At 66.2% G+C, this 26,252-nt stretch carries 21 protein-coding genes and 1 other RNA gene; 17 read left to right on the forward strand and 5 right to left on the reverse strand.

Features of this window, described 5'->3' with window-relative positions:
- The first annotated feature begins 54 nt into the window (after positions 1–54).
- The 5 genes from EL388_RS11090 (at position 55) to EL388_RS11110 (ending at position 5,232) form a co-directional block, all read left to right on the forward strand.
- The gene (locus EL388_RS11090) at positions 55–963 is read left to right on the forward strand and encodes a LysR family transcriptional regulator (RefSeq protein WP_126463463.1); all 909 of its coding nucleotides are present in this window, start codon (positions 55–57) and stop codon (positions 961–963) included.
- Positions 944–2,191 (forward strand): RsmB/NOP family class I SAM-dependent RNA methyltransferase, encoded by a 1,248-nt coding sequence (locus tag EL388_RS11095; RefSeq protein WP_172599399.1) that lies wholly within the window; start codon positions 944–946, stop codon positions 2,189–2,191. The genes EL388_RS11090 and EL388_RS11095 overlap by 20 nt, the downstream gene beginning before the upstream one ends.
- Positions 2,188–2,739, forward strand: coding sequence for a phospholipase D family nuclease (locus EL388_RS11100; RefSeq protein WP_126463467.1), 552 nt, complete (start codon positions 2,188–2,190; stop codon positions 2,737–2,739). Before EL388_RS11095 ends, EL388_RS11100 begins: the two co-directional genes overlap by 4 nt.
- Positions 2,739–3,998 carry a mechanosensitive ion channel family protein gene (locus tag EL388_RS11105; protein ID WP_232019124.1) on the forward strand — a complete coding sequence of 420 codons (1,260 nt, stop codon included), beginning with the start codon at positions 2,739–2,741 and terminating at the stop codon, positions 3,996–3,998. Before EL388_RS11100 ends, EL388_RS11105 begins: the two co-directional genes overlap by 1 nt.
- 61 nt (positions 3,999–4,059) lie before the next feature.
- On the forward strand, positions 4,060–5,232 hold the full coding sequence (locus EL388_RS11110; protein ID WP_126463471.1) for a DesA family fatty acid desaturase: 1,173 nt from the start codon (positions 4,060–4,062) through the stop codon (positions 5,230–5,232).
- A gap of 67 nt (positions 5,233–5,299) precedes the next feature.
- On the opposite strand, the gene EL388_RS11115 is transcribed toward EL388_RS11110, so the two are convergent.
- The 4 genes from EL388_RS11115 to radC form a co-directional block, all read right to left on the reverse strand.
- Positions 5,300–6,994: a response regulator gene (locus tag EL388_RS11115; protein ID WP_126463473.1), complete on the reverse strand. Its 1,695-nt coding sequence runs from the start codon at positions 6,992–6,994 to the stop codon at positions 5,300–5,302.
- 172 nt (positions 6,995–7,166) lie between these two features.
- Positions 7,167–7,334 (reverse strand): 50S ribosomal protein L33, encoded by a 168-nt coding sequence (gene rpmG / locus EL388_RS11120; RefSeq protein WP_126463475.1) that lies wholly within the window; start codon positions 7,332–7,334, stop codon positions 7,167–7,169.
- Positions 7,335–7,346: 12 nt separating this feature from the next.
- Positions 7,347–7,583: a 50S ribosomal protein L28 gene (rpmB, locus tag EL388_RS11125; RefSeq protein ID WP_126463477.1), complete on the reverse strand. Its 237-nt coding sequence runs from the start codon at positions 7,581–7,583 to the stop codon at positions 7,347–7,349.
- 110 nt (positions 7,584–7,693) lie between these two features.
- On the reverse strand, positions 7,694–8,368 hold the full coding sequence (gene radC, locus EL388_RS11130; RefSeq protein WP_126463479.1) for a RadC family protein: 675 nt from the start codon (positions 8,366–8,368) through the stop codon (positions 7,694–7,696).
- A gap of 67 nt (positions 8,369–8,435) precedes the next feature.
- On the opposite strand from radC, the gene coaBC reads away from it, so the two are divergent.
- Positions 8,436–9,632, forward strand: a complete 1,197-nt coding sequence (coaBC, locus tag EL388_RS11135; RefSeq protein ID WP_126463481.1) for a bifunctional phosphopantothenoylcysteine decarboxylase/phosphopantothenate--cysteine ligase CoaBC — start codon at positions 8,436–8,438, stop codon at positions 9,630–9,632.
- 7 nt (positions 9,633–9,639) lie between these two features.
- On the forward strand, positions 9,640–10,086 hold the full coding sequence (dut, locus tag EL388_RS11140; RefSeq protein ID WP_126463483.1) for a dUTP diphosphatase: 447 nt from the start codon (positions 9,640–9,642) through the stop codon (positions 10,084–10,086).
- A 48-nt stretch (positions 10,087–10,134) separates the two neighbouring features.
- Here dut and EL388_RS11145 read toward each other — a convergent pair whose 3' ends face one another.
- A complete protein-coding gene (locus EL388_RS11145; RefSeq protein WP_126463485.1) occupies positions 10,135–10,521 on the reverse strand; it encodes a rhodanese-like domain-containing protein in 387 nt (128 codons plus the stop codon).
- Positions 10,522–10,586: 65 nt separating this feature from the next.
- Here EL388_RS11145 and metH point away from each other — a divergent pair, with 65 nt between their 5' ends.
- The 10 genes from metH to dnaX all read left to right on the forward strand — a co-directional run bounded on the left by metH (position 10,587) and on the right by dnaX (position 26,097).
- A complete protein-coding gene (metH, locus tag EL388_RS11150) occupies positions 10,587–14,276 on the forward strand; it encodes a methionine synthase (protein ID WP_126463486.1) in 3,690 nt (1,229 codons plus the stop codon).
- Positions 14,273–15,313, forward strand: a complete 1,041-nt coding sequence (locus EL388_RS11155; RefSeq protein ID WP_126463487.1) for a GDP-D-glucose phosphorylase 1 family protein — start codon at positions 14,273–14,275, stop codon at positions 15,311–15,313. The genes metH and EL388_RS11155 overlap by 4 nt, the downstream gene beginning before the upstream one ends.
- A gap of 65 nt (positions 15,314–15,378) precedes the next feature.
- Positions 15,379–19,155, forward strand: a complete 3,777-nt coding sequence (locus EL388_RS11160) for a YhdP family protein (RefSeq protein ID WP_165919129.1) — start codon at positions 15,379–15,381, stop codon at positions 19,153–19,155.
- A complete protein-coding gene (locus tag EL388_RS11165; protein ID WP_126463489.1) occupies positions 19,155–19,490 on the forward strand; it encodes a hypothetical protein in 336 nt (111 codons plus the stop codon). The genes EL388_RS11160 and EL388_RS11165 overlap by 1 nt, the downstream gene beginning before the upstream one ends.
- Positions 19,487–20,407 carry a carbon-nitrogen hydrolase family protein gene (locus EL388_RS11170; protein WP_126463490.1) on the forward strand — a complete coding sequence of 307 codons (921 nt, stop codon included), beginning with the start codon at positions 19,487–19,489 and terminating at the stop codon, positions 20,405–20,407. The genes EL388_RS11165 and EL388_RS11170 overlap by 4 nt, the downstream gene beginning before the upstream one ends.
- On the forward strand, positions 20,404–21,843 hold the full coding sequence (gene tldD / locus EL388_RS11175; RefSeq protein WP_126463491.1) for a metalloprotease TldD: 1,440 nt from the start codon (positions 20,404–20,406) through the stop codon (positions 21,841–21,843). The genes EL388_RS11170 and tldD overlap by 4 nt, the downstream gene beginning before the upstream one ends.
- Before the next feature lie 95 nt (positions 21,844–21,938).
- Positions 21,939–22,196, forward strand: coding sequence for a hypothetical protein (locus EL388_RS14335; RefSeq protein WP_126463492.1), 258 nt, complete (start codon positions 21,939–21,941; stop codon positions 22,194–22,196).
- A 996-nt stretch (positions 22,197–23,192) separates the two neighbouring features.
- Positions 23,193–24,269, forward strand: a complete 1,077-nt coding sequence (gene aroG / locus EL388_RS11185; protein ID WP_126463493.1) for a 3-deoxy-7-phosphoheptulonate synthase AroG — start codon at positions 23,193–23,195, stop codon at positions 24,267–24,269.
- A 17-nt stretch (positions 24,270–24,286) separates the two neighbouring features.
- Positions 24,287–24,384, forward strand: an RNA gene (ffs, locus tag EL388_RS11190) — signal recognition particle sRNA small type.
- Between the two features lie 96 nt (positions 24,385–24,480).
- Positions 24,481–26,097, forward strand: coding sequence for a DNA polymerase III subunit gamma/tau (gene dnaX / locus EL388_RS11195; protein WP_126463494.1), 1,617 nt, complete (start codon positions 24,481–24,483; stop codon positions 26,095–26,097).
- The last annotated feature ends 155 nt before the right edge of the window (positions 26,098–26,252 follow it).

Genomic DNA, 26,252 nt, shown 5'->3' on the forward strand with positions numbered 1-26,252 from the left:
GAAAAAATCATGGTTTTTGATGTTTTGCATAATTAGGGACTTATAATTCGCGTCATGCTTCCTCTCACCATCCGCCAACTCAAGATCTTCGAGGCCGTCGCCCGGCAGCTCTCGATCACCCGCGCCGCCGAGGAACTGCACCTGTCGCAACCGGCCGTCTCCATGCAGATGAAGAAACTGGCCGAGGTGGTCGGCCAGCCCTTGCTGGAGCAGGACGGCAAGCGGGTGCGCCTGACCGGTGCCGGCGAGGAGCTGGCGATCTCGGCCCGCGAGGTGATCCGCTCGCTCAAGCGCTTCGAGCTGGGCCTGGTGGCGCGCAAGGGCCTAGCCGGCGGCTTTCTGCGCCTGGCCGCGATCACCACCGCGACCTATTTCGTGCCCCGCCTGTTAGGCGAATTCGCCAAGCTGCACCCCGGGGTGAAGGTCGCGCTGCGCGTGGTCAACCGGGAGCAGGCGCTGGAGAGCCTGGCCGCCGGCCTGGAGGACCTCTACGTCCTGGGCCAGCCGCCGGTGAACCTGGCGGTCACCGCCCAGCCCTTCATGGAAAACCCGCTGGTGGTCATCGCCGCGCCCGACCACCCGCTCGCGCTCAAGCGCAACATCCCGCTCACCCGCCTGATCGAGGAGCCCTGGCTGATGCGCGAGGAAGGCTCCGGCACGCGCAAGGCGGTGGAGCGCCTGTTCGCCAGCCAGGGCCTGGCTCTCACCCCGCGCATGGAACTGGGCAGCAGCGAGGCGATCAAACAGGCGGTGCTGGCCGGCCTGGGCATCTCGGTGCTATCGCAGCACTCCCTGGCCTTGCATAGCCCGGACCAATTTGCCATCCTCGACGCCAAGGGTTTCCCCATCCGCCGCCAGTGGCATGCGGTGTATCCGGCCGAGCGGCCGCTCACCGTGGTCGCCCGCACCTTCCTCGATTTCCTGCTCACTTACGGCAAGAGCCATGACACCGACACAAATTGATGCCGCCCGCAGCGCCCTGGCCATGGTCCTGCCTCTGCGCCACCCGGCCGATGCCGCGCTTTCCCGTTTCTTCCGCGACCACCCCAAGCTCGGCGCGCGCGACCGCACCTTCGTCGCCGAGGCGGTGTATGGCGTGCTGCGCCACCTGCGCAGCCTGGAGGCGCTCTGCGGCGGGCGCAACGGCCGGCAATTGCTGCTGGCCTGGCTCGCCCGTCATGGCGGTCACAACCTGCGCGAGTTCGAGCCCCTGGTGCGCGAAGGCGAGTTCAAGTGGCTGAAAGAGGTCAAGGCGGCGAAGCTGGACGATCAGCCCGTGGCCGTGCAGCTCGACCTGCCCGACTGGCTGCACGAACGCCTACAGGCGACTTACGGCGCGCGGCTGCCGGAACTGCTGGGCGCCCTGAACCGGCCGGCGCCGCTCGATTTGCGGGTGAACCCGCTCAACACCGATCGCGCGGCCGTGCTCGCCCAGTTGCAGGACGAAGGCCTGACGGCCGAGGCCACGCCCTGGTCGCCCCTGGGCATCCGTCTGAAGGACAAGCCCGCCCTGCAGAAACACCCGCTGTTCCTCAGCGGCCAGATCGAGGTGCAGGATGAGGGCAGCCAACTGCTCGGTCTGCTGCTGGCGCCGAAACGCGGCGAAATGGTGTGCGACTTCTGCGCCGGGGCCGGCGGCAAGACCATGCTGCTCGGGGCCCTGATGCGCTCGACCGGCCGACTCTATGCCTTCGACGTCTCGGAAAAGCGGCTGAACAACCTGAAGCCGCGACTGAAACGCTCGGGCCTGTCGAACGTGCAACCACAACTGATCGCCAGCGAGCGCGACAGCAAGGTGAAACGTTTGGCGGGCAAGTTCGACCGCGTCCTGGTCGACGCCCCCTGCTCCGGCACCGGCACCCTGCGCCGCAACCCGGATTTGAAATGGCGCCAGACCGAGGCCGGTCTGGCCGAGCTCAATGCCAAGCAGGCGAGCATCCTGGCCGCGGCGGCGACCCTGCTCAAGCCCGGCGGCCGCCTGGTCTACGCCACCTGCAGCCTGCTCCGGGAAGAGAACGAGGCCATCGTCGAGGCCTTCCTCGCCGCTCATCCCGAATTCAAACTGGTGCCGGCCGGCGCGGTGCTTACGGCGCAGCAGATCCCGCTCGCGATGGCCGACTACCTGCAGCTCGACCCGGCCGCGCACGGCACCGACGCCTTCTTCGCCGCCGTCCTGGAGCGCACGGCGTGAGGCGCTGGCTCTGGCTGCTCGCGGCCTGCGGCCTGTGCCCGCCCGCCCTGGCCAGCGAGCCGCTGACCCTCTCGGCCCAGGGCCAAATCCAGGTCGCCTTCACCCCGGGAGACGATGCCGGCGCCCTGATCGTCAGCGCCATCCACCAGGCCAGGCGCCAGATCCTGGTGCAGGCCTTCAGCTTCACCCACGCGGCCATCGCCGAGGCCCTGATCGCGGCCAGGCGGCGCGGCGTCGAGGTCCAACTGCTGGCCGACCCCGAGCAGGCGGAAACGGTGAAGACCAGCCGGATCGATCAGCTGGCCGCCGCTGGCATCCCGGTCTATCTGGACGGCCAGCACGCCGCCGCCCACAATAAGATCATGGTGATCGATGCCGGCCAGCCAACGGCCACGGTGATCACGGGCAGCTTCAACTTCACCCACGCCGCCCAGTACCGCAATGCGGAGAATGCGCTGCTGCTGCGCGGCAACCCCTTGCTGGCCGACGCCTACGCCGCCAACTGGCGCCGCCACCGTACCCATTCCCTGCCCTATCGCAAGCGATGATGACCGAACGACAAACCGAGAACCTGCTTGAACCACTGCTCGCCGATCTGACCGACTTCGCCCTGATCGGCCAGCTCATCCTGCTGATCGCCGCCTTTGCCCTGGGCCGCCTGGCGTTGCACGCCATCCGGCGCCAGCTGTCGCCCACGTGGCGGGCCAAATGGGGCGAGCATGCCGGCAACCGCGTGGCCCTGCCGGCCCTGATGCTCTTGCTCGTCCTGATCGGGCGCAGCGTCCTCGCCCACTGGCAGAGCGTGCATCTGCTCAACCTCGCGGTGCCGCTGCTGCTCTCCCTGCTGATCGTCCAGGCCAGCTTCGCCCTGCTGCGCCGGATCTTCCAGCCCAGCCCGGCGCTGCGCATCTTCGAGCACACCGTTTCCTGGCTGGTCTGGGGCGTGCTGGCGCTGCACATCACCGGTTATCTCGACGGCCTGATCGCCGCGCTCGACGCCGTCGGCTTTACCGTCGGCAAGCAGCGGCTTTCGCTCTACAGCGTGCTCCTGGCGTTGATCTCCATCGTCATCACCCTGATGGTGGCGCTCTGGGCGGCGCGCCTGATCGAGCAGCGCTTCATCGAGGCGAGCCCGCTCAACGTCAACATGAAGCTGGCGCTGACCAAGCTCACCCGCAGCCTGCTGCTGGTGCTGGCGGTATTGATCGCCCTGCCCCTGGTCGGCATCGACATCACCGTGCTCTCGGTGTTCGGCGGCGCCCTCGGCGTCGGCATCGGCCTGGGCCTGCAGAAGATCGCCAGCAACTACGTCTCCGGCTTCACCCTGCTGCTCGACCAGTCCATCCGCATCGGCGACATGGTCACCGTGGGCGACCGTTTCGGCCAGGTCCAGCGCATCGCCACCCGCTACACGGTGATCCGGGCGCTGGATGGCACCGAGGCGATCATCCCGAACGAGGCCCTGATCACCACCACGGTGATCAACCACACCCTGGCCAACCCGAACAACCGGGTCACCATGCCGGTGCAGGTGGCCTACGGCACCGATCTGGAGCGCGCCCGGGAGGCCCTGCTCGGCGCTGTCGCCGGCCGCAGCCGGGTATTGCCGGAACCTTCGCCGGCGGTCCTGCTCAAAGGCTTTGGCGAGAGCGGGATCGACCTGGAGCTCGCCTTCTGGATCGCCGATCCGGAAGAAGGCCAGATGGCGCTGCGCTCCGAGATCAACTGGGCCATCTGGCAAGCCTTCCAGCGCGAAGGCATCGAAATCCCCTACCCGCACCGGGTGGTCGAAATCGTCAACAAGTAGTCCTTGACGCGCCTATTACTACAATCCAAGGCATCACCCTTTTGAAAGGTTCACCCCGCGTATGTTGAATGGTCTGATCACCCTCCCCTGGTGGGGCTACGTCATCGTCACCCTGGCGCTGACCCATGTCACCATCGCCGCCGTCACCATCTTCCTGCACCGCTCCCAGGCGCACCGCGCGCTCGACCTGCACCCGGCGGTGATGCATTTCTTCCGCCTCTGGCTCTGGCTCACCACCGGCATGACGACCCGTGCCTGGGTCGCCATCCACCGCAAACACCACGCCAAGTGCGAGACGGCGGAGGACCCGCACAGCCCGCAGATCAAGGGCCTGAAGAAAGTGCTGCTGGAAGGCGCCGAGCTCTATCGGGCCGAGGCGGACAATGCCGAGACCCTGGAGAAATACGGCCACGGCACACCGGACGACTGGCTCGAACGCCACGTCTACACACCGCACAGCACCAAGGGCATCCTGCTCATGCTGGCCATCGATGTCCTGCTGTTCGGGCCGATCGGGTTGACCATCTGGGCGGTGCAGATGCTCTGGATCCCCTTCTTCGCCGCCGGCGTGATCAATGGCGTCGGCCATTACTGGGGCTATCGCAACTACGCCTGCGAGGACGCCAGCACCAACATCGTGCCCTGGGGCATCCTGATCGGCGGCGAGGAGCTGCACAACAATCACCATGCCTATGGCAGCTCGGCCAAGCTCTCCAGCCGCTGGTACGAATTCGACATCGGCTGGGCCTATATCCGCCTGCTGGCGCTGCTCGGTCTGGCCCGGGTCAAGAAGATCGCCCCCCGTGTGCGCTGGGGCGAGGTCAAGCACCTGTGCGACGGCGATCTGCTCGCCAGCATCGTCACCCACCGCTACGACGTGTTGACCCGCTACGCCCGCTCGGTCAGGCAGGTCTGCGCCCGAGAACTGGACACGCTGCGCGAGGCACTGCCCGATCTGAGGCAGGCCAAACCGCGCCGACTGCGTGGCTGGCTGCTGCGCGAGCGCCGCAGCCTGAACGAACAGGAACAGGCCCAACTGGCAGCCGTGCTGGCTCAGAGCCCGAAACTGCGCACCATCTACCAGATGCGGCAAGAGCTCACGGCCTTGTGGGAGCGCTCCAGCGCGACCAAGGAACAACTGATCAAGCAACTGCAGGACTGGTGCCAACGGGCGGAGCAGAGCGGGATCGAGGCGCTGAGGGACTTCTCCCTCAAGCTGCGCTGCTATGCCTGAGCGCATCGCTCCGCCACAATAAAAAACGGCGTCCTTGGCGCCGTTTTCGTTTACCGGCCGGACGCAGTCAGCTCTTTGCCGCAGCGGCCTTGCCTTTGTCCAAATTGCGCTCCAGTAGCGACTGCGCCTCGATGATCATTGCCAGCTTGGGGTTGGCTGGGTCGCGCTTCTTCATGAACTGGATGTATTGCTCCAGCTTGTTGGTGAGATAGGGCTCCGGGCCGTTCTCTTCCATCCATTTGACGATAGCGACCGAGGCGTTGAGCGTGATCGCCAGGATCGGATGGTTCTCGGCCAGGCGGATGAACTCGTTGACCGCCTCGCGTAGCTGGCCGCCCTTGGCGATGTTGATCGCGCGGCGGTTGAGATCCTCCACCTCTTTCAGGGCCGCGGCCTTGAGCGCCTTGAACTGGGCACCCGCGGTGCCTTCGAGCAGCGCATCGACCCGGTTCAGCATCTGGTCGTTGCCATGGAAATCGGCATAGAGCCCGCGTACCAGATCGGCCGCCTTGACCTCGTCGCCCACGGCCACCGCGGCCTGCAGCATGGCCATGCGCTGCTCGTTGTCGGTCTCCAGCATATCCCCGAGCGCGACCTGCATCGACTTATAGGCCTGCTTCATCGCGCTGTCGTCCTTGAGCACGCTCGCGCGCGAGAACTTCAACATCGAATTGGCGAAGTTGAATTCCGGCTTGCCATGATGGAAGTCCATCATCTGCTTGTTCAGGCTGGCTAGCTTCTCGCCGGCCTCGTTGCCACCCTGTTTCACCAGCAGGGTGGCATAGGCGCAAAAATCGGCAGGCTGGACGAAGGACGAGCCCTTGCCGTGGGTGTGCATCAGCTCGTAGGCCTTGCGCGCGGTCTGCTCGTCGCCGGTCGCTACCGCGGCGCGAACGATCTCCCGATGCCGATGCAGCGCCTTGGGGTTCTTTTCGATCAGCTCATTGAGGATCTGCTTGGTCGCCTCGAGATCGCCCTTCTTCTCGTGCACCTTGGCCAGCCAATCCTGGGCATGGAGGAAATCCGGGTTCTCGATGGCCAGCTGCTCCAGCAGCTCCTGCGCCTCGTCGTGGCGCTCGAGCATGAAATAGGCCCGCGCCGCGCCCAGCCTGGCCCAAGGCAGGCGGGGATACTCGGCGACGATGGATTCGAAATGGCGGTGCGCCTCCTGGAAATGGCCCTGGGCCAGCATGGCCTCGCCGATCTGGCGCAAAAGATCGAGTTTGTAGGGCGACTCGGCCTGAATGCCGGCCCGGCAAACGGCAATGCATTCGGCGAACTTGCCGTCGTCGAACAGATCCATGGCGGGCTTGAGCGCCTGCTTGCGCAGCCAGGCCTTCTCCAGGCGATCGAGCAGGATCTTGGGCGAGACCGGTTTCAGCAGATAGTCGTCCGGCGCCAGCTCGGCGGCGGAGAAAACCTGCTCGTAGGTGTTCTCGCCGGTGATCATCAGCCAGATGGCCGAGGACGGCAGGGCCTTGGTCCGGCGGATCTCCTCCAGCAGCTGCTGGCCGTCGCGGGCGTCGGACAGGATGTAGTCGCAGAGCACCACGTCGTATATCTCGCCGCGGTTCTTGATCCGGTTGATCGCATCGCCGTAGCTGGTGGCGGTGTCGATCCGCTTGCCGCCCATCTCGGCCAGGGCGTTGCGCAGCCAGAGCCGCATGGTGTTCGAATCCTCGATCACCATGTAGCGCAGGCGGTCGAAGGGGCAGCTGGTCTCGGCCGCGCTCGGCTTGAGACTGAAGGGCGAATCAGCCATCGCGGTCACCCCGGGCCACAAATGAAGAAAGCCCGCCAGGTGTTGGGGTGGGCTGCAAAGACTTGGTAATGGGAGACAGTCGCTTGTTCATCCGCCGATTCATGCGCCGTTTAGGCGCATGATAACCGGCTCCGCAGGGCTTGACAGCCCTAGGGCAACTTCTTAAGGCAAGTTACTTAAGCTTTGTTTCTTTGTAAGGAACGTGCTTGCGCGCCACCGGATCGAATTTCGAGATTTCCATCTTCTCCGGCATGGTGCGCTTGTTCTTGGTCGTGGTGTAGAAGTGGCCGGTGCCCGCAGTGGACTCCAGCTTGATCTTTTCGCGTCCGCCTTTAGCCATGACTCAAGCTCCTTACACGCGCTCGCCGCGGTCGCGCATTTCTGCGAGGACCACGTCGATGCCTTTCTTGTCGATGAGGCGCAACGCGGCGTTGGTCACGCGCAGACGCACCCAGCGGTTTTCGCTCTCAACCCAGAAACGACGGCTCTGCAGATTGGGCAGAAAGCGGCGCTTGGTCTTGTTGTTGGCGTGGGAGACGTTGTTCCCCACCATCGGCTTCTTGCCGGTCACCTGACATACACGGGCCATTTGGGCACCCCAGATCTCAAAAAATCCAAAAAAATCAGTTCGATTTACCGACCGTGAACGACCACGGCCAGCCAAAGAGGCGGATTTATATCACGGATAAAGCGGCCGAGTCAAAGCCAACCCCGCTCGGCGAAGGAGACCGCCTCCGGCCCGGCCACCACGAAATGATCCAGCACCCGCACCTCGATGAGATTCAGGGCGGCCTTGAGTTGGTCGGTCAGCCAGCGGTCGGCCTGCGAGGGCTCGGCCACCCCGGAAGGATGGTTGTGGGCGAAGATCACCCCGGCCGCGTTGTGGGTGAGCGCCCGCTTCACCACCTCGCGCGGGTAGACGCTGGCCTGGCTAAGCGTGCCGCGAAACAGCTCCTCCACCGCCAACACCCGGTTCTGGGCATCGAGGAACAGGGCGGCGAACACCTCGTGCGGCAGCCCGGCCAGCTTGAGCCGCAGGTAATCGCGCACCGCCGCGGGCGAGGCCAGGACGTCGCCCTGATGCAGCTCTTCCCTCAGGGCGCGCCGTGCCATCTCGATCACGGCCTGGAGCTGGGCATATTTGGCCTGACCCAGCCCGGCAAAGCCGCGACACTCCTTTTCGGTCGCCGCGAACAGGCGGTTCAGGCCGCCGAAGTGGCCGAGCAGTTCGCGCGCCAGCGCCACCGCGCTCTTGCCCTTCACCCCGGTGCGCAGAAAGATCGCCAAGAGCTCGGCATCCGACAGGGCCGGCGCGCCCTGGGCCAGTAGCCGTTCGCGCGGCCGCTCGCCGGCGGGCCAATCGCTGATCGCCATAATCCGCTCCCTGTTTTGTTGTCAGGCCATTAGAATGTCCGTCAATTAATCCATATAAGTCCGCAGGATGGAAGCGACCCAACTCAAGCGCCTCGTGCTCGGCGTCACCGGCGGCGTGGCCGCCTACAAGGCAGCCGAACTCACCCGGCTCCTGGTCAAGCAGAAGATCGACGTGCAGGTGGTGCTGACCGAGGCGGCCGGCCATTTCGTCACCCCGGCCACCTTCCAGGCCCTGTCCGGTCGGCCGGTGTTCACCAGCCTGTGGGACGACCGCATCGACAACGGCATGGCCCACATCGACCTCACCCGCGACGCCGACGCCGTGCTGATCGCCCCCGCCTCGGCCGACTTCCTGGCCAAGGTGGCCCAGGGCCGGGCCGACGACCTCTTGTCCACCCTGTGCCTGGCCCGTACCTGCCCGCTCCTGGTGGCGCCGGCGATGAACGTGCAGATGTGGGAACACCCGGCGACCCAGCGCAACGTCGCGCTATTGCAACAGGACGGCGTGATGTTCCTCGGCCCGGCCGAAGGCGAGCAGGCCTGCGGTGAGGTGGGCCTGGGCCGCATGTTGGAACCGGAAGAGCTCATCGAGGCCCTGGCCGGCCAGTTCCAGCCCAAGCGCCTGGCCGGTCTCAAGGTGCTGATCACCGCCGGCCCCACCTTCGAGGCGATCGACGCCGTGCGCGGCATCAGCAACCAAAGCTCGGGCAAGATGGGCTATGCCGTCGCCCGTGCCGCGCTCGAGGCCGGGGCCGAGGTCACCCTGGTTTCCGGCCCCACCTGTCTCAAGCCGCCGCGCGGCGCCCGCACCATCCCGATCGTGAGCACCCAGCAGATGCTGGATGCGGTCGAGGCCGAGGTCGATGCGGCCGACATCTTCATCAGTGTCGCCGCGGTGGCCGACTATTACGTGCTCAACCCGAGCGAGAGCAAGATCAAGAAGGACGCCCACATCCTCACCCTGGAACTGGCGCCCAACCCCGACATCCTGGCCAACGTCACCAGTCGGGCCAAGCCGCCCTTCTGCGTCGGCTTCGCCGCCGAGGCCGAGAACCTCGAGGAATACGCCGAGCTCAAGCGCCGTCGCAAGCATCTGCCGCTGATCGTGGCCAACGCGGTGCAGGAGGCCATCGGCACCGACGAGGTGGAGCTGCTGCTGCTCGACGACGCCGGCAAGCACACGCTGGCACGGGCCGACAAGCTCACCCAGGCCCGGCGCCTGATCGCGCACATCGCCCAGATCTACAACGCCCAACACCCCTAAAAGCATCATGCACGTCGACCTGAAGATCCTCGACCCGCGCCTGCGGGAACAATTGCCCCATTACGCCACCCCCGGCAGCGCCGGCCTCGACCTGCGCGCCTGCCTGGACGCCCCCCTGGTGCTGAACCCGGGCGAGACCCAGCTCATTCCCACCGGCATCGCCATTCACCTGGCCGATCCTGGCTTTGCCGCGCTGATCCTGCCCCGCTCCGGCCTGGGCCATAAGCACGGCGTGGTGCTGGGCAATCTGGTCGGCCTGATCGACTCGGACTACCAGGGCCAGCTCATGGTCTCGACCTGGAACCGCGGCCAGGAGGCCTTCACCATCCAGCCCTTCGAGCGCATCGCCCAGATGGTCATCGTGCCGGTGGCGCAGGCCAGCTTCAACGTGGTCGAGGAATTCCCCGAGAGCGACCGCGGCACCGGCGGCTTCGGCAGCACCGGCAAGCACTGAGGCGTTTGCCGGAGAGGCCGGGAGCATTCCCGCCCCCGCCCTCCCGTCTCAGCATTGCTCCCACGGCAGGCCATCAAAGCGCCAGCCATTTTTGGTGCTGCGGCGGTGGTGCTCGTCCAACTCGCCTTCGAAGCCATACAGCACGTTGTAGACCTCGGTAAAGCCGTTCTGCTCGAGGAACTCGCCCGCCTCGCGCGAGCGGTTGCCCGAACGGCAGATCAGGATCACCGGCCGGTGATGCGAGGCGGCCATGCGCACCTCGCCCAGAAAGCGGGGATTGATGTCCCAGTTCACCCCCTCGTACCACGGAATCAGGATGGCGCCGACCGGATGGCCGACAAAGAGGTACTCAAACTCCGAACGGCAATCGATGAATACCGCGTCCGGCTGGGCCTGCAGGAAGGCATGGGTCTCTTTCGGCGTCAGGTGCTTCATGGTCTTCCTCGCTTAAGTGCCTGATTTTCCGTATCATAGCCGGCCTTTTCGAATTCATCGCGAACATGCCCGACCGCACTGCCGAACTCCTCGCCCTGGCCAAAGAGCGCATCCTGATCCTGGACGGCGCCATGGGCACCATGATCCAGAAATACAAGCTGGAGGAGGCAGACTATCGCGGCACGCGCTTTGCCGACTGGCCGAGCGAGGTCAAGGGCAACAACGACCTCTTGCTCCTGACCCAGCCCCAGATCATCCGCGAGATCCACAGCCAATACCTCGCGGCCGGGGCCGACATCCTGGAGACCAACACCTTCAACGCCAACAGCATCTCCATGGCCGACTACGGCATGCAGGCGCTGGTTTATGAGTTGAACTACGAGGGTGCCCGGCTCGCGCGCGCGGTGGCCGACGAATTCACCGCCAGGGACCCGGCCAGACCGCGCTTCGTCGCCGGCGTGCTCGGCCCCACCTCGCGCACCCTGTCGATCTCGCCCGACGTCAACGACCCCGGTTTTCGCAATGTCACCTGGGATGCGCTGGTCGCCACCTACTACGAGGCGACCGACGGCCTGGTCAAGGGCGGCGCCGACCTCATCCTGATCGAGACGGTGTTCGACACCCTCAACGCCAAGGCCGCGGTGTTCGCCGTGCACAAGTACTTCGACGCCACCGGCGAAAAACGGCCGATCATGATCTCCGGCACCATCACCGACGCCTCCGGCCGCACGCTGTCGGGGCAGACGGCCGAGGCCTTCTGGAACTCGCTGCGCCACGCCGAGCCGCTATCCTTCGGCTTCAACTGCGCCTTGGGCGCCAAGGATCTGCGCCAGCACATCGACGAAATGGCCGGCAAGGCCGACTGCCTGATCTCGGCCCACCCCAACGCCGGCCTGCCCAACGCCTTCGGCGGCTATGATGAGACCGCCGAACAGATGGCGGCCCAGATCGGGGAATGGGCCGAGTCCGGCCTGCTCAATATCGTCGGTGGCTGCTGCGGCACCTCGCCGGAACACATTGCGGCCATCGCCCGGGCGGTGGCCGATTGCGCCCCACGCAAAATCCCGCAGATCGAGCCCAAGCTGCGCGTCTCTGGTCTGGAGCCCTATAACCTCGGCGCCGGCGACCTGTTCTGCAACGTCGGCGAGCGCACCAACGTCACCGGCTCGGCCAAGTTCAAGCGCCTGATCCTGGAAGGCCAGTACGACGAAGCGCTCGACATCGCGCGCCAGCAGGTGGAAAACGGCGCCCAGGTGATCGACATCAACATGGACGAGGCCATGCTCGACGGTGAGGCGGCGATGACTCGCTTCCTCAACCTGATCGCCGGCGAGCCGGACATCGCCCGCGTGCCGATCATGCTCGACTCGTCCAAGTGGGAGATCATCGAGGCCGGCCTCAAATGCGTGCAGGGCAAGCCCATCATCAACTCGATCTCGCTGAAGGAAGGCGAGGCCGCCTTCATCGAGAAGGCCCGGCTCGCCCGCCGCTACGGCGCCGCGGTGATCGTCATGGCCTTCGACGAGCAGGGCCAGGCCGACACCTACCGGCGCAAGATCGAGATCTGCGCCCGCGCCTATGAGGTGCTGACGAAGAAGGTCGGCTTCCCGGCCGAGGACATCATCTTCGACCCCAACATCTTCGCCATCGCCACCGGCATCGAGGAGCACGCCAATTACGCGGTGGACTTCATCGAGGCCACGCGCTGGATTCGCCAAAACCTGGCACATGCCCATGTCTCCGGCGGCGTATCCAACGTGTCGTTCTCTTTCCGCGGCAACGAGCCGGTGCGCGAGGCCATCCACACCGTGTTCCTCTACCACGCCATCCAGGCAGGGATGGACATGGGCATCGTCAACGCCGGCCAGCTTGGCGTCTACGACGAGATCGAGCCGGCGTTGCGCGAGCGGGTGGAGGACGTGGTGCTCAACCGCCGGCCCGACGCCGGCGACCGCCTGGTCGAGTTCGCCAACACGGTGAAGGGGTCGGCAAAGGAACAGGTGGAAGATCTGGCCTGGCGCGACCAGCCGGTCGAGAAACGCCTGGCCCACGCCCTGGTCAAAGGCATCACCCAGTACATCGAGGCCGACACCGAGGAGGCGCGCATCGCCCTCGGCCATCCGGTCAAGGTGATCGAAGGTCCGCTGATGGACGGCATGAACGTGGTCGGCGACCTGTTCGGCGCCGGCAAGATGTTTCTGCCCCAGGTGGTGAAGTCGGCCCGGGTGATGAAGCAGGCGGTCGCTCACCTGATCCCTTATATCGAGGCGGAAAAGGCCGGCGGCAGCAGCCAGGCCAAGGGCCGCATCGTCATGGCCACGGTCAAGGGCGACGTGCACGACATCGGCAAGAACATCGTCGGCGTCGTGCTCGGCTGCAACAACTACGAGGTGGTCGACCTCGGCGTCATGGTGCCGGCCGACAAGATCCTGAACACCGCCCGGGAAGTGAACGCCGACATCATCGGCCTGTCCGGCCTGATCACGCCCTCGCTGGAGGAGATGGCGCACATCGCCCGCGAGATGCAGCGCCAGGGCTTCACCATTCCCCTGCTGATCGGCGGCGCCACCACCTCGCTCGCCCACACCTCGGTCAAGATCGACCCGAACTACGCCGGGCCGGTGGTCTACGTGAAGGATGCCTCGCGCGCGGTCGGCGTCTGCACCAACCTCTTGTCCACCGAGCTGCGCGACGATTATGTCGCCAAGCTCAAGGCCGACTACGCCGCCACCCGCGAGCGCCATCTGGCGCAGAAGGGCGAGACCAAGCGGGTCAGTCTGGCTCAGGCGCGCGCCAACAAGTTCCAGGTCGACTGGGACCACTACATGCCGCCGGTGCCGCGACAGTTGGGCGTGCAGGTATTCAAGGCCTATGACCTGGCCGAGCTCGCGCGCTACATCGACTGGACACCGTTCTTCCAGTCCTGGGAACTGCATGGCCGCCACCCGAAGATTTTGCAGGACGAGGTGGTGGGCGAGGAGGCGCGCAAGCTGTTTGCCGACGCCCAGGCCATGTTGCAGAAAATGATCGAGGAAAAGTGGGTCGAGGCCCGGGCGGTGATTGGCCTGTTTCCGGCCAATTCGGTGCATGACGACGACATCGAGCTCTACGCCAACGAGTCGCGCGACAAGGTGCTGATGACCTGGCACAACCTGCGCCAGCAAATGCAGAAACCGAAGGACCAGCCCAACTGGTGCCTAGCCGATTTCGTCGCACCGAAAGCCACCGGCGTGAAGGACTATCTCGGCGCCTTCGTGGTCACCGCCGGCATCGGCGAGGACGAGCGGGTGCAGGCGTTCAAGGCCGCCCACGACGATTACCACGCCATCCTGTTCCAGTCCCTGTGCGACCGGCTGGCCGAGGCCTTCGCCGAGCGCCTGCACCAGCGCGTAAGAAAAGAGTTCTGGGGCTACGACGCCGACGAGCAGCTGTCCAACGAGCAGCTGATCAACGAGGAATACCGCGGCATCCGCCCGGCCCCCGGTTATCCGGCCTGCCCGGAGCACAGCGAGAAGGGCCCGCTGTTCGCCCTGCTCGATGCCACGGCCCAAACCGGCATCAAGCTGACCGAGAGCTTCGCCATGTGGCCGGGTGCCTCGGTCTCCGGCTTCTACCTCTCGCACCCGGGCAGTCGCTACTTCGCCGTGGCCAAGCTTTCCCGCGACCAGGTCGAGGACTACGCCCGGCGCAAGGGCTGGGACCTCGCCACCGCCGAGCGCTGGCTGGCGCCCAACCTGGGGTATCAGCCGGATTGAGCCTGCCGCCGCCGCTCGCCTCGACCGCCGCCCTGCAGCAGGCCTTCGCCCAAGGCCTGCACCGTATGCTGCGCGAGCACGACGGCCTCGGCGTCTATATCCTGGTCCTGGCCAACGCCGCCAACGACCCGGAAATCTGGGCGACATTGCGCGAGCCGCTGACCGAGCGTCACTACCACCACGCCGCCCTGATCACCACCGCCCTGCGCCAGGGCAGGCCGGTAAACGAGCCGGAGGACGACCTGCTGGTCTTCCTGAAATTGCTCGCGATCGGCTTCGATCACCTGCGGCTGACCGAATGGCGCCAGGCTGGCCCCTGGGAGATCCAGGACAACCCCCTGCGCGCCCTGCGCCCGGCCCGCTCCAGTGCGGCCAAGATCGAAGGCCTGCGCCAGCCGTTCAACCCCGAGGGCTTTCATTTCGGCCGCCCCTTCCTGGCCAAGGAGATCTTCTGGCAGGGAGAACTGCTGGGTGCGGATGTCGCCCTGCTCTACAACAAGTTTCCCTTCGCCCCGCTGCACGGCCTCCTGGTGCCGGACAAGGCGGCCGGCCTGCCGCAGTTCCTCACCCCGCACTGGCACGACTATGCCTGGCGCCTGACCGAAACGCTTGGCGCCGCCCTGCCCGGTTTCGGCCTGGCCTACAACAGCCTGGGCGCCCATGCCTCGGTCAACCATCTGCATTTCCAGAGCTTCGTGCGCGCCACCCCGCTGCCGCTCCTGGCGCCCGACTGGACCCACAACGGCGGCAACCGGCCCTACCCGGCCAGCTGCCAGGTCCACACCGACAAGCACGCCGCCTGGCAGGCGCTCGACGCCCTGCATACGGCGGAGTCCGCCTACAACCTGATTTACCTGCCGGGCCGGCTCCATATCCTGCCGCGCCGGCGCCAGGGCGATTACCGGCCCGCCGCCTGGGCCGGCAACCAGGCCTGGTATGAGCTGGCCGGCGGCGTCACCAGCTTCAACCGGCGAGACTACGAAGCGCTCACGGCCGAGGCCATCGCAGCGGAACTTGCGCGCCTGGCTTTGCCCTAACGGCTTTGGCTTTCTTTTGCCCGGGCGGCATGGCATTGTTCGCCGATAAGCTCAAACAAACCGATATGGACCGCCTGACACGTCGCCTGCTCCGCATCGCCGCCTGGACCGCCCTCGCCGGCGGCGTCGTCTTCAGCGGCGTGCTGCTGACGGCCAAATACGTCCTGCTGCCTCAATTGGGCGAGCAGCGGGTCCTGGTCGAGCAGAGCGTGGGCCAGGCAATCGGCCGCACCGTGCGAATCGGCGGCCTCTACGCCGACTGGCGCGGCCTGCACCCCCGGCTGCTGCTGACCGAGGTCAGCATCCTGGGCGCCGGGCCGGAAACGCCGCTGACTCTGCCCCGGGTCGATGCCACGGTGTCCTGGACCAGCCTGATTTTCTTCGAGCCGCGCCTGGCCGAGATCAGTCTGCACGCACCCAAGCTGACCCTGCGCCGGGACAAGGCCGGCGTCATCTACGTGGCCGGCATCCCGGTCAATCAGGCCGAGGCAGCCAGCGATCTACCCGACTGGCTGCTGCGCCAGCGTCTCATCCTGGTCAGCGATGCCGAGGTGACCTGGCTCGATGAGAAGATCGACGCGCCGCCGCTCAAACTGACCCGGCTCAACGCTGCCCTGCACAATATCCTGGGCCGGCATCGCCTGGGTCTGACCGCCCTGCCGCCCGCCGATGTCGCGCACCGACTGGATCTGCGCGCCGACCTACGCGGTGGCAGCGTCAACCGACCCGAAGACTGGTCGGGCCAGCTCTACAGCCAGGTCGACGAGGTCGATCTGAGCGCCTGGAACCGGCAGACCCCCTGGGCGCAGGACACGGTGCAGGGCGGCCGCGGCAGTCTGCGCTTCTGGGTCGAGCTGAAAAATGGTGCGCTCAAGCAAGTCACCGGTGACAGCCGCCTGCGCGACATCACCCTGCAATTCGCCAAGGATCTGCGTATCCTCGCCTTCCGCAACCTGGACAGCCGCATCGTCTGGCAACGCACCAGGAAAGGCGGCCATGCCATCCACACCGAGAACCTGCGCTATACCACCGCCACCGGTGAGGCCTCCAGCGCGGCCAAGCTCAGCCTGCGCCTGGAGCCGGATGCCAAGGGCGCGCTCAAGCCGAGCCAGGCCGAAGCCCAGGGCCTGCGGCTGGAGGCGGTCGCCGCCCTGGCCGACGCCATTCCGCTGCCGAAAAGCCTGCACGACCTGATCCAGAAGCTCGGCCCCCGCGGCTTCATCGATTTCGCCGAGGCCGAGCAGCTCGAGGGCAACCGCTACCGCGCGACCGCCCGTTTCCAGCAGGTCGGCATCAACGCTTATGGCAAGCTGCCGGGCTTTGCCAACCTGAGCGGCCGGCTCAAGACCGATCAGGACGGCGGCGAGGCCCAGATCGACAGCACGAACCTCGGCCTCGACTACCCCGGTGTGTTCCGCAATCCCCTGGCCTTCGCCGACCTGCGCGCCCGCCTGAAGTGGCAGCTGCCCAAGGCGGGCGGCCTCGATCTGACCATCGAATCGCTGAAGCTGGTCAACGACGACCTCAAAGGCAACGCCCAGGGCAGCATCCGCCTGGTTCCCGGCCAGAGCCCGCTGCTCGATCTGCAAGCCCAGCTCGACCATGGCGAGGCCAACGCGGTGTGGAAATACCTGCCGCATGCGGTGGTCGACAACACCCAGGCTTGGCTCAAGCGAGGCCTGATCAGCGGCTATTCCGACGACACCCGGCTCAGCCTCAAGGGCCCGATCGACAAGTTCCCCTTCGACAAAGGCGGCGGCGAATTCAAGGTCAGTGTGCGCATGCGCAACGGCGTGCTCGACTACGCCCCCGGCTGGCCGCGAATCGACAACATCCAGGGCAGCCTGGTCTTCCATGACAAGAGCATGACCTTGAACGCCGAGCCGGGCGCCCGCATCCTCGGCATCCCGCTGGGCAAGGTCACCGCCAAGATCCCCGACCTGCACTACTCCTGGGATGAGACCCTGTTCATCACCGGCACCGCAGCCGGGCCGACCCAGGGCTTTTTCGAGTTCATCCGCTCAAGCCCGGTGTTCGATCACACCGGCCGCTTTACCGAGGCCATGCGGGCAGAGGGCAACGGCGAGCTCGCCCTGCATCTGGAACTGCCTTTGCGCCATATCGCCGACACCACCGTCGGTGGCAGCTACCGCTTCGCCGACAATCGCCTCGACCCTGGTCTGGGCCTGCCCGTGCTGGATGCCGTCAGCGGCCAGATCGACTTCACCGACAAGAGCGTCAGTGGCCAGCGGATCAAGACCCTGGTGTTCAAACAGCCGGCCGAACTCAACATCGCCAGCGAGGCCGGCGGCCGGGTCCGGGTCGATCTCGCGGGCCGGGCCACAGCCCAGGCGTTGGGCGAATACCTGCCGGCCAGCCTGGCCCGCCGCCTCTCGGGCGCCACCAACTATCGCGCCCAGATCGGCCTCAAGGAGCGCAAGACCAGCCTGCGCATCGAGTCGGATCTGATCGGCCTGGCCAGCAGCCTACCACCGCCGTTCGACAAGCCGGCCGCCTCGGCCATGCCCTTGCTCGTGAGCAAGACCGATCCGGGCGAGACGGTGCAGCTGCGCTATGGCAACCTGCTCACCGCCAGCCTGCTGCCCGGCGACGGCGGCATCAAGCGCGCCACCTTCCGCCTGGGCGCTGGCGACACCACCTTGCCGGCCGAGGGCATCGCCCTGCGCGGCAGCCTGCCCTTCCTCGACCTCGACGCCTTGCGCGCCCTGCTACCGACCGGATCGACGGCCAAAGGGGCGGTCGTCAACGACATCAACATCTCCTTCGGTGAACTGCTGGTGGAGCAGCGTCGCTTCCACCACCTCAACATCCAGGCCAAACCCTGGGCCAAGGGCTGGCAACTCAAGCTGAACGGCCAGGAGATCCAGGGCGAGGCCAGTTACCAGTTTGCCGAAGGCAACGCCCCGGCCCGGATCAACGGGCAGTTCAAGAAACTCCACATCCCGCAGGCCGAAGACGCACCTGGCCGGAATGCCGCGGCCAGCGCCGAATCGCGCCCGGCGATCGACATCCAGGCCGAGCGTTTCGGTCTGGGCGATCAGGACTACGGCGCCCTGACCCTCAAGCTCAATCCGCTGCCGCAGCGCTGGCAGGTGCACGATTTCAGCCTCGCCAGCCCCGACGGGCAGATCGCCGCCAACGGCGAACTGTCCTACACTCCCCGACGGCTGACCGCCCTCAACGTCACGGCCAAGGTCAACAACCTGGGCCGCCTGCTCGGCCGCCTAGGCCATCCGGATGCCATGAAGCGCGGCGAGGGCGAGGCCAGCGGCCAGTTCACCTGGCCCGGCGGGCTCGAGCACTTCCAGCTCGGCAAATTCAACGGCGAGATGCGGCTCAAACTGAAGAACGGCCAGTTCACCAAAATCGACCCCGGCGCGGCCAAGCTGCTCGGCATCCTCAGCCTGCAATCGCTGCCCAAGCGGATCACCCTGGACTTCCGTGATGTCTTCACCGAAGGCTTTGCCTTCGATGAAATCAACGGCGGCGTTTTGATCGACCGCGGCAATGCCTATCTCAAGAATCTCAGCATGGATGGCCCCACGGCCAGGGTGCTCATGGGCGGCAAGATCGGCCTGGCCGACGAGACCCAGTCGCTGCGGGTGACGGTGACACCCAAGCTGGAAGAAAGCCTGGCGGTCGGCGCCGCCCTGATCGGCGGCCCGATCGCCGGCGTCGGCGCCTATGTCGCCAGCAAGGTGCTGAAAGACCCCCTGGGCCAGGCCACCACCTTCGACTATCAGGTCACGGGCACCTGGAGCGAACCGGTCGTGGTCAAACTGGCCAAAACAGCCACGACCAAGAGCGAGGAAAAACCCTGATGCGCACGCCGCTTTGGCTTGGCTTTCTGCTCTGCGCATTTCCGCTTGCCGCCCTCGGCCGAGATTGTGTACCCTCGGATGAACTGTGGTCGAAACCACGCAATGCCGCTGTAGTGCTGGCCGATCCGGCCATCCGCGAATGCGTGCTGCCGTTTCTGCAAAGCGGCCAGGCCAGGCTGACCCTGCGCCACGCCCCGGACGAAGAGGCCCAGCTGCGTGCGGCCGATCTGCGCTGGTGGCTGATCGCGCTGGGCCTGGAACCCGACCGGATCGCGCTGGCGGAAGCGACCAAGGCCACCGACCCCCTTGTACTGGAACTGACGGAACCCAAGTGACTCGCAAAACGACCTCCAGCTTCGCCAAGACCCGCAGCCGCGCCACGCCCAAGGCCCAGGACAATTCCGGCCTGTTGCGCGTGGCCGCGATCCAGATGGCCTCCGGCCCCAACGTCTCGGCCAACCTGGCCGAGGCCGAGCGCCTGATCGAGCAGGCGGTGGCCAGCGGTGCCAAGCTGGTGGCCCTGCCGGAGTACTTCGCCATCATGGGCCTGAAGGACACCGACAAGGTCGCCGCGCGCGAGGCCGAGGGCAAGGGGCCGATCCAGAAATTCCTCGCCACCCAGGCCAGGAAGCACCAGATCTGGCTGGTCGGCGGCTCGGTGCCGCTCGAATGCGACAACCCGAAGAAGGTGCGCAACAGCTGCCTGGTCTACGACGACAAGGGCAAGCAGGTCGCCCGCTACGACAAGATCCATCTGTTCGGTCTGGAGCTGGGCAACGAGCGCTACCGGGAGGAAACCACCATCGAACCGGGCGACAAGGTGGTCGTGGTCGACACCCCGTTCGGCCGGATCGGCCTGTCGATCTGCTACGACCTGCGCTTTCCCGAACTGTACCGGGCCATGGGCGAGGTCGACATCATCGTCGTGCCCTCCGCCTTCACCGCCACCACCGGCAAGGCCCATTTCGAGACCCTGGTGCGCGCCCGCGCCATCGAGAACCTGGCCTACGTCATCGCCCCGGCCCAGGGCGGCTATCACCTGTCGGGGCGCGAGACCCACGGCGACACCATGATCGTCGATCCCTGGGGCAACGTGCTCGACCGCCTGCCGCGCGGCTCCGGTGTCGTCAGCGCCGCGATCAACCGCGGCTACCAGGAGAGCCTGCGCAAGAGCCTGCCGGCGCTCAAGCATCGCAGCCTCAATTGCAGCAGCGCGATCAAGGTCGAAGTCATCAAGGCCGTCGGCGCATGAGTGCCGACCTGTTCGTCACGGCGCAGGCCACCCTGCTCGCGCCGAACGAGCTGGAACCCCGGCAGCTGGATGGTGTGTTCGGCCTGCTCGCCGCGCATCGGCTCGACGATGCCGACCTCTATTTCCAATACAGCCGCTCCGAGGCCTGGAGCCTGGAAGAGGGGCGGGTCAAATCCGGCAGCTTCAGCATCGACCAGGGCGTCGGCGTGCGCGCCGTGGTCGGCGACAAGACCGCCTTCGCCTATTCCGACGACATCCGGCTGCCCGCCATCGAGGAGGCCGCCCGCACCGCGCGCGCCATCGCGGCGGCCGGCGGCAGCGCCTCGGTCAGAACCCCGGTCGCGGTGACCGGGCGTCAGCTCTACCAACCGCTCGACCCGCTCGCCTCGCTGGCCGAGGCCGACAAGGTCGCCCTGCTGCATCGCCTGGAGGACTATGCGCGCAAGCTCGATCCCCGGGTGAGCCAGGTCATCGCCAGCCTTGCCGGCGAATACGAGGTGATCTACGTCGCCCGTCTCGATGGTCGGGTGGCGGCCGACGTCCGCCCCCTGGTGCGGGTCTCGCTCCAGGTCATCGTCGAACAGGACGGCCGGCGCGAGCAGGGCAGCTCCGGCGGTGGCGGCCGCTTCGACTACGGCTACTTCACCGACGCCATCCTCCAGGACTATGCGCGGCAGGCCGTGCACCAGGCGGTGACCAACCTCGCCGCCAAACCCGCCCCGGCCGGCCCGATGACCGTGGTGCTCGGCGCCGGCTGGCCCGGCATCTTGCTGCATGAGGCGATCGGCCACGGCCTGGAAGGCGACTTTAACCGCAAGGGCAGCTCGGCCTTCTCGGGGCGCATCGGCCAGCGCGTCGCCGCCCCCGGCGTCACCGTGGTCGACGACGGCACCCTGCCCAACCGGCGCGGCTCGCTCAACATCGACGACGAGGGCAACCCGACCGAGTGCACCGTGCTGATCGAGGACGGCATCCTCAGGGGCTACATGCAGGACGCCCTGAACGCCCGGCTCATGGGCATGGCGCCCACCGGCAATGGCCGGCGCGAATCCTTCGCCCACCTGCCCATGCCGCGCATGACCAACACCTACATGCACGCCGGCGACAAGGCGCCGGAAGAGATCATCGCCTCGGTGCAAAAGGGTCTCTACGCCGCCAACTTCGGCGGCGGCCAGGTCGACATCACCAGCGGCAAGTTCGTCTTCTCGGCGGCCGAGGCCTACCTGATCGAGGACGGCAGGATCACCCAGCCGGTGAAAGGCGCCACCCTGATCGGCAACGGCCCGGACGCCCTGACCCGGGTGACCATGATCGGCAACGACATGCGCCTCGACTCCGGCGTCGGCACCTGCGGCAAGGAAGGCCAGAGCGTGCCGGTCGGCGTCGGCCAGCCCACCCTGCGCATCGACGGCCTCACCGTCGGTGGCACCCAGTAAGTACTATTCCGAGGGTTTTCGATAAAGCTGTCACACGGCGGCCATCCTTGGCCTATATAAGAAACTCGCATTTCTTATACCTAGGGAGACCCGTCATGCAGACCAGCGAGATCAAACCGAGCAAGAAACCCGCGGCCAAGCCCAAGACCGCCGCGACCAAGCCTGCCGCCGCCAAGCGCACAACCGCCGGCACCGCCAGAAAGACCAAGCCCCTCGATGCCGACCTGCGCCACAAGCTGATCACCGAGACCGCCCACTTCCTGTCGGAAAAGCGCCGCAGCGGCGCCAGCGAGCTCGACGACTGGCTGTTCGCGGAGAAATTGGTGGAAGGGGTGAGTGGGGCGATACGGTAGGGTGTTGCCGCCATTGCGAGCCCCCGCTGCGCTAGGATGAAGCGCGCAGTGCTGTGGCAACCCGGGTTTTGTACTCGTAGCGCGTTATGTTCCCAAGTAGAGCAATACGTCCACGTCGGGCCGTTGGTCGGGGCCGCCCGGCAGCGGGCATACTTTCTTTGCTCGTGCAAAGGAAGTAGCCAAAGAAAACGAGGTTTCAGTGAAGGCTAATGCCCGCGCATGCGGGCGTTATGCCGGAACTAAAGCACGCCCCGCTTCGCCGGCCTTCGGCTTCCCGCTCTTTCCCTAAATGATTGGGCGGCTGCGTAACTCGCCCTTTGGGCTCAGACAGTACTCGCCGACTGCCCCCAATCATTTGGCTCAAGATCGGCGGCTCAGAGGGAGCCAAAAAAAACAAACCAAAAAACCAAACCCAGAGAGTCGGCGCAGGGCGCCGACTCTCTCTAAAAAACATTCCCGCTTGCGTGAATTCAGCGCGTTCGTTGAATTGCCCATCCCCTCTGACGCCGCCGGTGTCGATGGCGTCATGCAGGGAAGCCGAAGGCCGGCGAAAGCTGTCTGAGCGAAGCGAGTTCTTTCGCCGCCTGCATGACGGCAGCGGCGCCGGGGTTTCGGCGGAAGCGGGGCGACCTTCTTTTGGTTACTTTTCTTGGTCGCGCAAGAAAAGTAACCCGCTGCCGGGCGGCCCCGGCCAGCGGCATTGCCCGCCGGCACAGCCAACCCTTTCCCGCATGCTCACCAAGCGAAAGTTTTTTCATCCCACCACCAAAACCAATCCCCCCTCAAATCAACCACTTGCCTTGCCCCACTCCACCTCCCTCTGCTACCATGCAGCCATGACCCTGTATCGCGCCGACTTTTTTGGCTTTTACTTTTATCCCATGCCCATGGCGGCCGGGAGGAAGTAGCGCGAGCAGCGAGCGAAATCCCCGAAAACCGCCAGACCCCTGGCGGTTTTTTTGTTTCAGGGGCTGGCCCAAGCGAAGGACTAGGAAGATGACCGGATACCGTACCGACGACACCCGCATCGAGCAGGGCGACGAATTGCTCGCGCCCATGCAGATCATGCGCGAGCTCAGAGCCAGCCAGGCGGCGCTGAAGACCACCTATACCGCCCGCAAGGCGATCCACGACGTGCTGCGCGGCGCCGATGACCGGCTGGTGATCATCGTCGGACCCTGCTCCATCCACGACCCGGCCGCGGCCCTGGACTACGCCAAGAAGCTGAAGCCGCTGGCCGACGAGCTGAGCCATGACCTGATCATCGTCATGCGGGTCTATTTCGAGAAGCCGCGCACCACCGTGGGCTGGAAGGGCCTGATCAACGATCCGCACCTGAACGAGAGCTTCGACATCAACGAGGGCCTGCGCCTGGCGCGCAAGATCCTGCTCGAGATCAACGAGCTGGGGCTGCCCAGCGCCACCGAGTTCCTCGACCTGATTTCGCCCCAGTACATTGCCGACCTGGTGTCCTGGGGCGCCATCGGCGCCCGCACCACCGAGTCGCAGAGCCACCGGCAGCTGGCCTCCGGCCTATCCTGCCCGGTGGGCTTCAAGAACGGCACCGACGGCAGCATCCGCATCGCGGTGGACGCGATCAAGGCGGCCGAGGCGCGGCACCATTTCATCTCCATCACCAAGTCCGGCCATGTCGCGGTGTTCAAGACCTCGGGCAACGAGGACACCCACGTCATCCTGCGCGGCGGCAAACAGCCCAATTATGACGCCGCCAGCGTTGACGCCGTCTGCCAGGACCTGGCCGCAGCCGGCCTGCGGCCCCAGGTGATGATCGACCTGTCCCACGCCAACTCGAGCAAGCAGTATCAGCGCCAGATCGAGGTCGGCCACGACGTCGCCCGCCAGATCGCCGCCGGCGACCCCCGGATCATCGGGGTGATGGTCGAGAGCCACCTCAACCCCGGCCGCCAGGACCTCTGCCCGGGCAAACCCCTGGAATATGGCGTCTCGATCACCGACGGCTGCATCGGCTGGGCCGATACCGAGCCCCTGCTGCGGGAGCTGGCCGAGGCCGTGCGCCAGCGCCGGCTCAAGCAGGACGGCAATGGCGAATAAGGGGTAAAATCGGCCGTGGCGGGTCTCCCCGCATGGCTAAGTTGCCAACCTGGTCAGGTCCGGAAGGAAGCAGCCACAGCGACCGATGCCAGTGCCGGGGGTAAGGCTCGCCACCTTTTTCAGTCAGGAGTGAGGAGTAAGGCGTGAGGACAACCCGACACCACCTGCCTTCCGCTTGCCCCTCGCCCCTCGCCACGCACCGCACACATAAATGAGCCATCAGGTCCTCGCCCGCAAATGGCGGCCCAAGTCCTTCGCCGAGTTGGTCGGCCAGGAACACGTGGTCCGGGCGCTGTCGAACGCGCTCAACCAGGGCCGGCTGCACCACGCCTACCTGCTCACCGGCACCCGGGGCTGCGGCAAGACCACCATCGCCCGCATCCTGGCCAAGTGCCTCAACTGCGAGACCGGCCCGACCGCCACCCCCTGCGGCAACTGCCCGGCCTGCCGCGAGATCGAGTCCGGCCGCTTCGTCGACCTGATCGAGATCGACGCCGCCTCCTACACCGGGGTGGACAACATGCGCGAGGTGCTGGAGAACGCCCAGTACGCGCCCACCGCCGGCCGCTACAAGGTCTACATCATCGACGAGGTGCACATGCTCTCGAAGAGCGCCTTCAACGCCATGTTGAAGACGCTGGAAGAGCCGCCGGCCCATGTGGTGTTCATCCTCGCCACCACCGACCCGCAGAAGGTGCCGGTGACCGTGCTCTCGCGCTGCCTGCAGTTCAACCTGAAGCTGCTGCCACCCGCGCGCGTGGCCGAGCACCTGAAGCACGTGCTCACTGCCGAAGGCATCAGCAACGAGCCGGCCGCCCTGCCGCTGATCGCCCGCGCCGCCGCCGGCAGCATGCGCGACGCCCTCTCCCTGCTCGACCAGGCCATCGCCTATGGCGGCGGCAGCGTGCGCGAGCAGGAAACCCGCGACATGCTGGGCTCGGTCGACCAGGCCTATCTGTTTCCCATCCTGGAGGCCCTGGCTGGCAACGACGGCGCCGCCCTCATGCGCGAGGCGGAGAACATCGCCGCCCGCAGCTTCTCCTTCGAGGCCGCCCTGCAGGATCTGGGCCTGCTTTTGCACCAGATCGCCCTGGCCCAGACCGTGCCCGAGGCGGTGGCCGAGGACGTGCCCGAGCGCGAGCGTCTGTTCGCCCTGGCCCGCGCCCTCGACGCCGAGACCGTGCAGCTCTATTACCAGATCGCCGGCCTGGGCCGGCGCGACCTGGAATGGGCGCCGGACGAATACGCCGGCTTCTCCATGGCCCTGATGCGCATGCTGGCCTTCAGCCCGGGTGCGCCGGCCCCGGCCATGACCGCCCCAACCCCGCAGGCAGCACCGCAGCCAGCCCCACGCGCAGCGCCATCCCCGATGGCCAGCGCCGCGCCGGCTGCGGCCGCGCCGATGCCGGCCGCAAGCCCAACCCCGGCGCCGGCCAGCAGCGCTCCTGCTTCGGTTCAAGGCTTCGACGGCGACTGGCTGAGCCTGGCCGGCAGCCTGAACGGCCTGATCGGCCAGCTGGCCAGCGCCTGCGAGCTGATCGAGCACGGCCCCGACCGGCTCCGACTGCGCCTGCCGGAGAGCCAGAAGAGCCTGCTCGCCGGCTTCGGCGACAAGCTCAAGGCCGCCCTGCAGGAAAAACTGGGGCCTGGGCTCAAGGTCGAATTCCAGTTCGGCGCCACCCAAGGCGCCGCCCCGGCCGAGGTGGCCGCGCGCAACAAGGCCGAACGCCAGGCCGAGGCCGAGGCGGCGATCCAGAGCGATCCCTTCGTCCAGGCCGTGGTCCAGGAACTGGACGGCAAGGTCACCCAGATTCAACCCCTTCAGTAACGATCATGGCGAAACACCCGCTCCAACATCCCCACAAGGCAAGGCGTGGCGCTGGCTGCCTGGAAAAATGGTTTCGCCATGATCGTCTCCCTCACCCCTGCCCTCTCCCGCGCGCGGGAGAGGGGGACTTTGGCAACTCTGCGCGTTGTTTCACA

Source organism: Sulfuritortus calidifontis, from assembly GCF_003967275.1.
In the GTDB taxonomy this organism is placed as follows: domain Bacteria; phylum Pseudomonadota; class Gammaproteobacteria; order Burkholderiales; family Thiobacillaceae; genus Sulfuritortus; species Sulfuritortus calidifontis.

Bases quoted from the DNA above. Each gene is read 5' to 3' on its own strand.
- EL388_RS11160 (WP_165919129.1), top strand. From the start codon at position 15,379: ATGGACCGCCTGACACGTCGCCTGCTCCGCATCGCCGCCTGGACCGCC.
- EL388_RS14335 (WP_126463492.1), top strand. From the start codon at position 21,939: ATGCAGACCAGCGAGATCAAACCGAGCAAGAAACCCGCGGCCAAGCCC.
- tldD (WP_126463491.1), top strand. From the start codon at position 20,404: ATGAGTGCCGACCTGTTCGTCACGGCGCAGGCCACCCTGCTCGCGCCG.
- dnaX (WP_126463494.1), top strand. From the start codon at position 24,481: ATGAGCCATCAGGTCCTCGCCCGCAAATGGCGGCCCAAGTCCTTCGCC.
- aroG (WP_126463493.1), top strand. From the start codon at position 23,193: ATGACCGGATACCGTACCGACGACACCCGCATCGAGCAGGGCGACGAA.
- rpmB (WP_126463477.1), bottom strand. From the start codon at position 7,583: ATGGCCCGTGTATGTCAGGTGACCGGCAAGAAGCCGATGGTGGGGAAC.
- EL388_RS11105 (WP_232019124.1), top strand. From the start codon at position 2,739: ATGACCGAACGACAAACCGAGAACCTGCTTGAACCACTGCTCGCCGAT.
- coaBC (WP_126463481.1), top strand. From the start codon at position 8,436: ATGGAAGCGACCCAACTCAAGCGCCTCGTGCTCGGCGTCACCGGCGGC.
- EL388_RS11115 (WP_126463473.1), bottom strand. From the start codon at position 6,994: ATGGCTGATTCGCCCTTCAGTCTCAAGCCGAGCGCGGCCGAGACCAGC.
- EL388_RS11110 (WP_126463471.1), top strand. From the start codon at position 4,060: ATGTTGAATGGTCTGATCACCCTCCCCTGGTGGGGCTACGTCATCGTC.
- EL388_RS11165 (WP_126463489.1), top strand. From the start codon at position 19,155: ATGCGCACGCCGCTTTGGCTTGGCTTTCTGCTCTGCGCATTTCCGCTT.
- EL388_RS11145 (WP_126463485.1), bottom strand. From the start codon at position 10,521: ATGAAGCACCTGACGCCGAAAGAGACCCATGCCTTCCTGCAGGCCCAG.
- metH (WP_126463486.1), top strand. From the start codon at position 10,587: ATGCCCGACCGCACTGCCGAACTCCTCGCCCTGGCCAAAGAGCGCATC.
- EL388_RS11090 (WP_126463463.1), top strand. From the start codon at position 55: ATGCTTCCTCTCACCATCCGCCAACTCAAGATCTTCGAGGCCGTCGCC.
- dut (WP_126463483.1), top strand. From the start codon at position 9,640: ATGCACGTCGACCTGAAGATCCTCGACCCGCGCCTGCGGGAACAATTG.
- rpmG (WP_126463475.1), bottom strand. From the start codon at position 7,334: ATGGCTAAAGGCGGACGCGAAAAGATCAAGCTGGAGTCCACTGCGGGC.
- radC (WP_126463479.1), bottom strand. From the start codon at position 8,368: ATGGCGATCAGCGATTGGCCCGCCGGCGAGCGGCCGCGCGAACGGCTA.
- EL388_RS11095 (WP_172599399.1), top strand. From the start codon at position 944: ATGACACCGACACAAATTGATGCCGCCCGCAGCGCCCTGGCCATGGTC.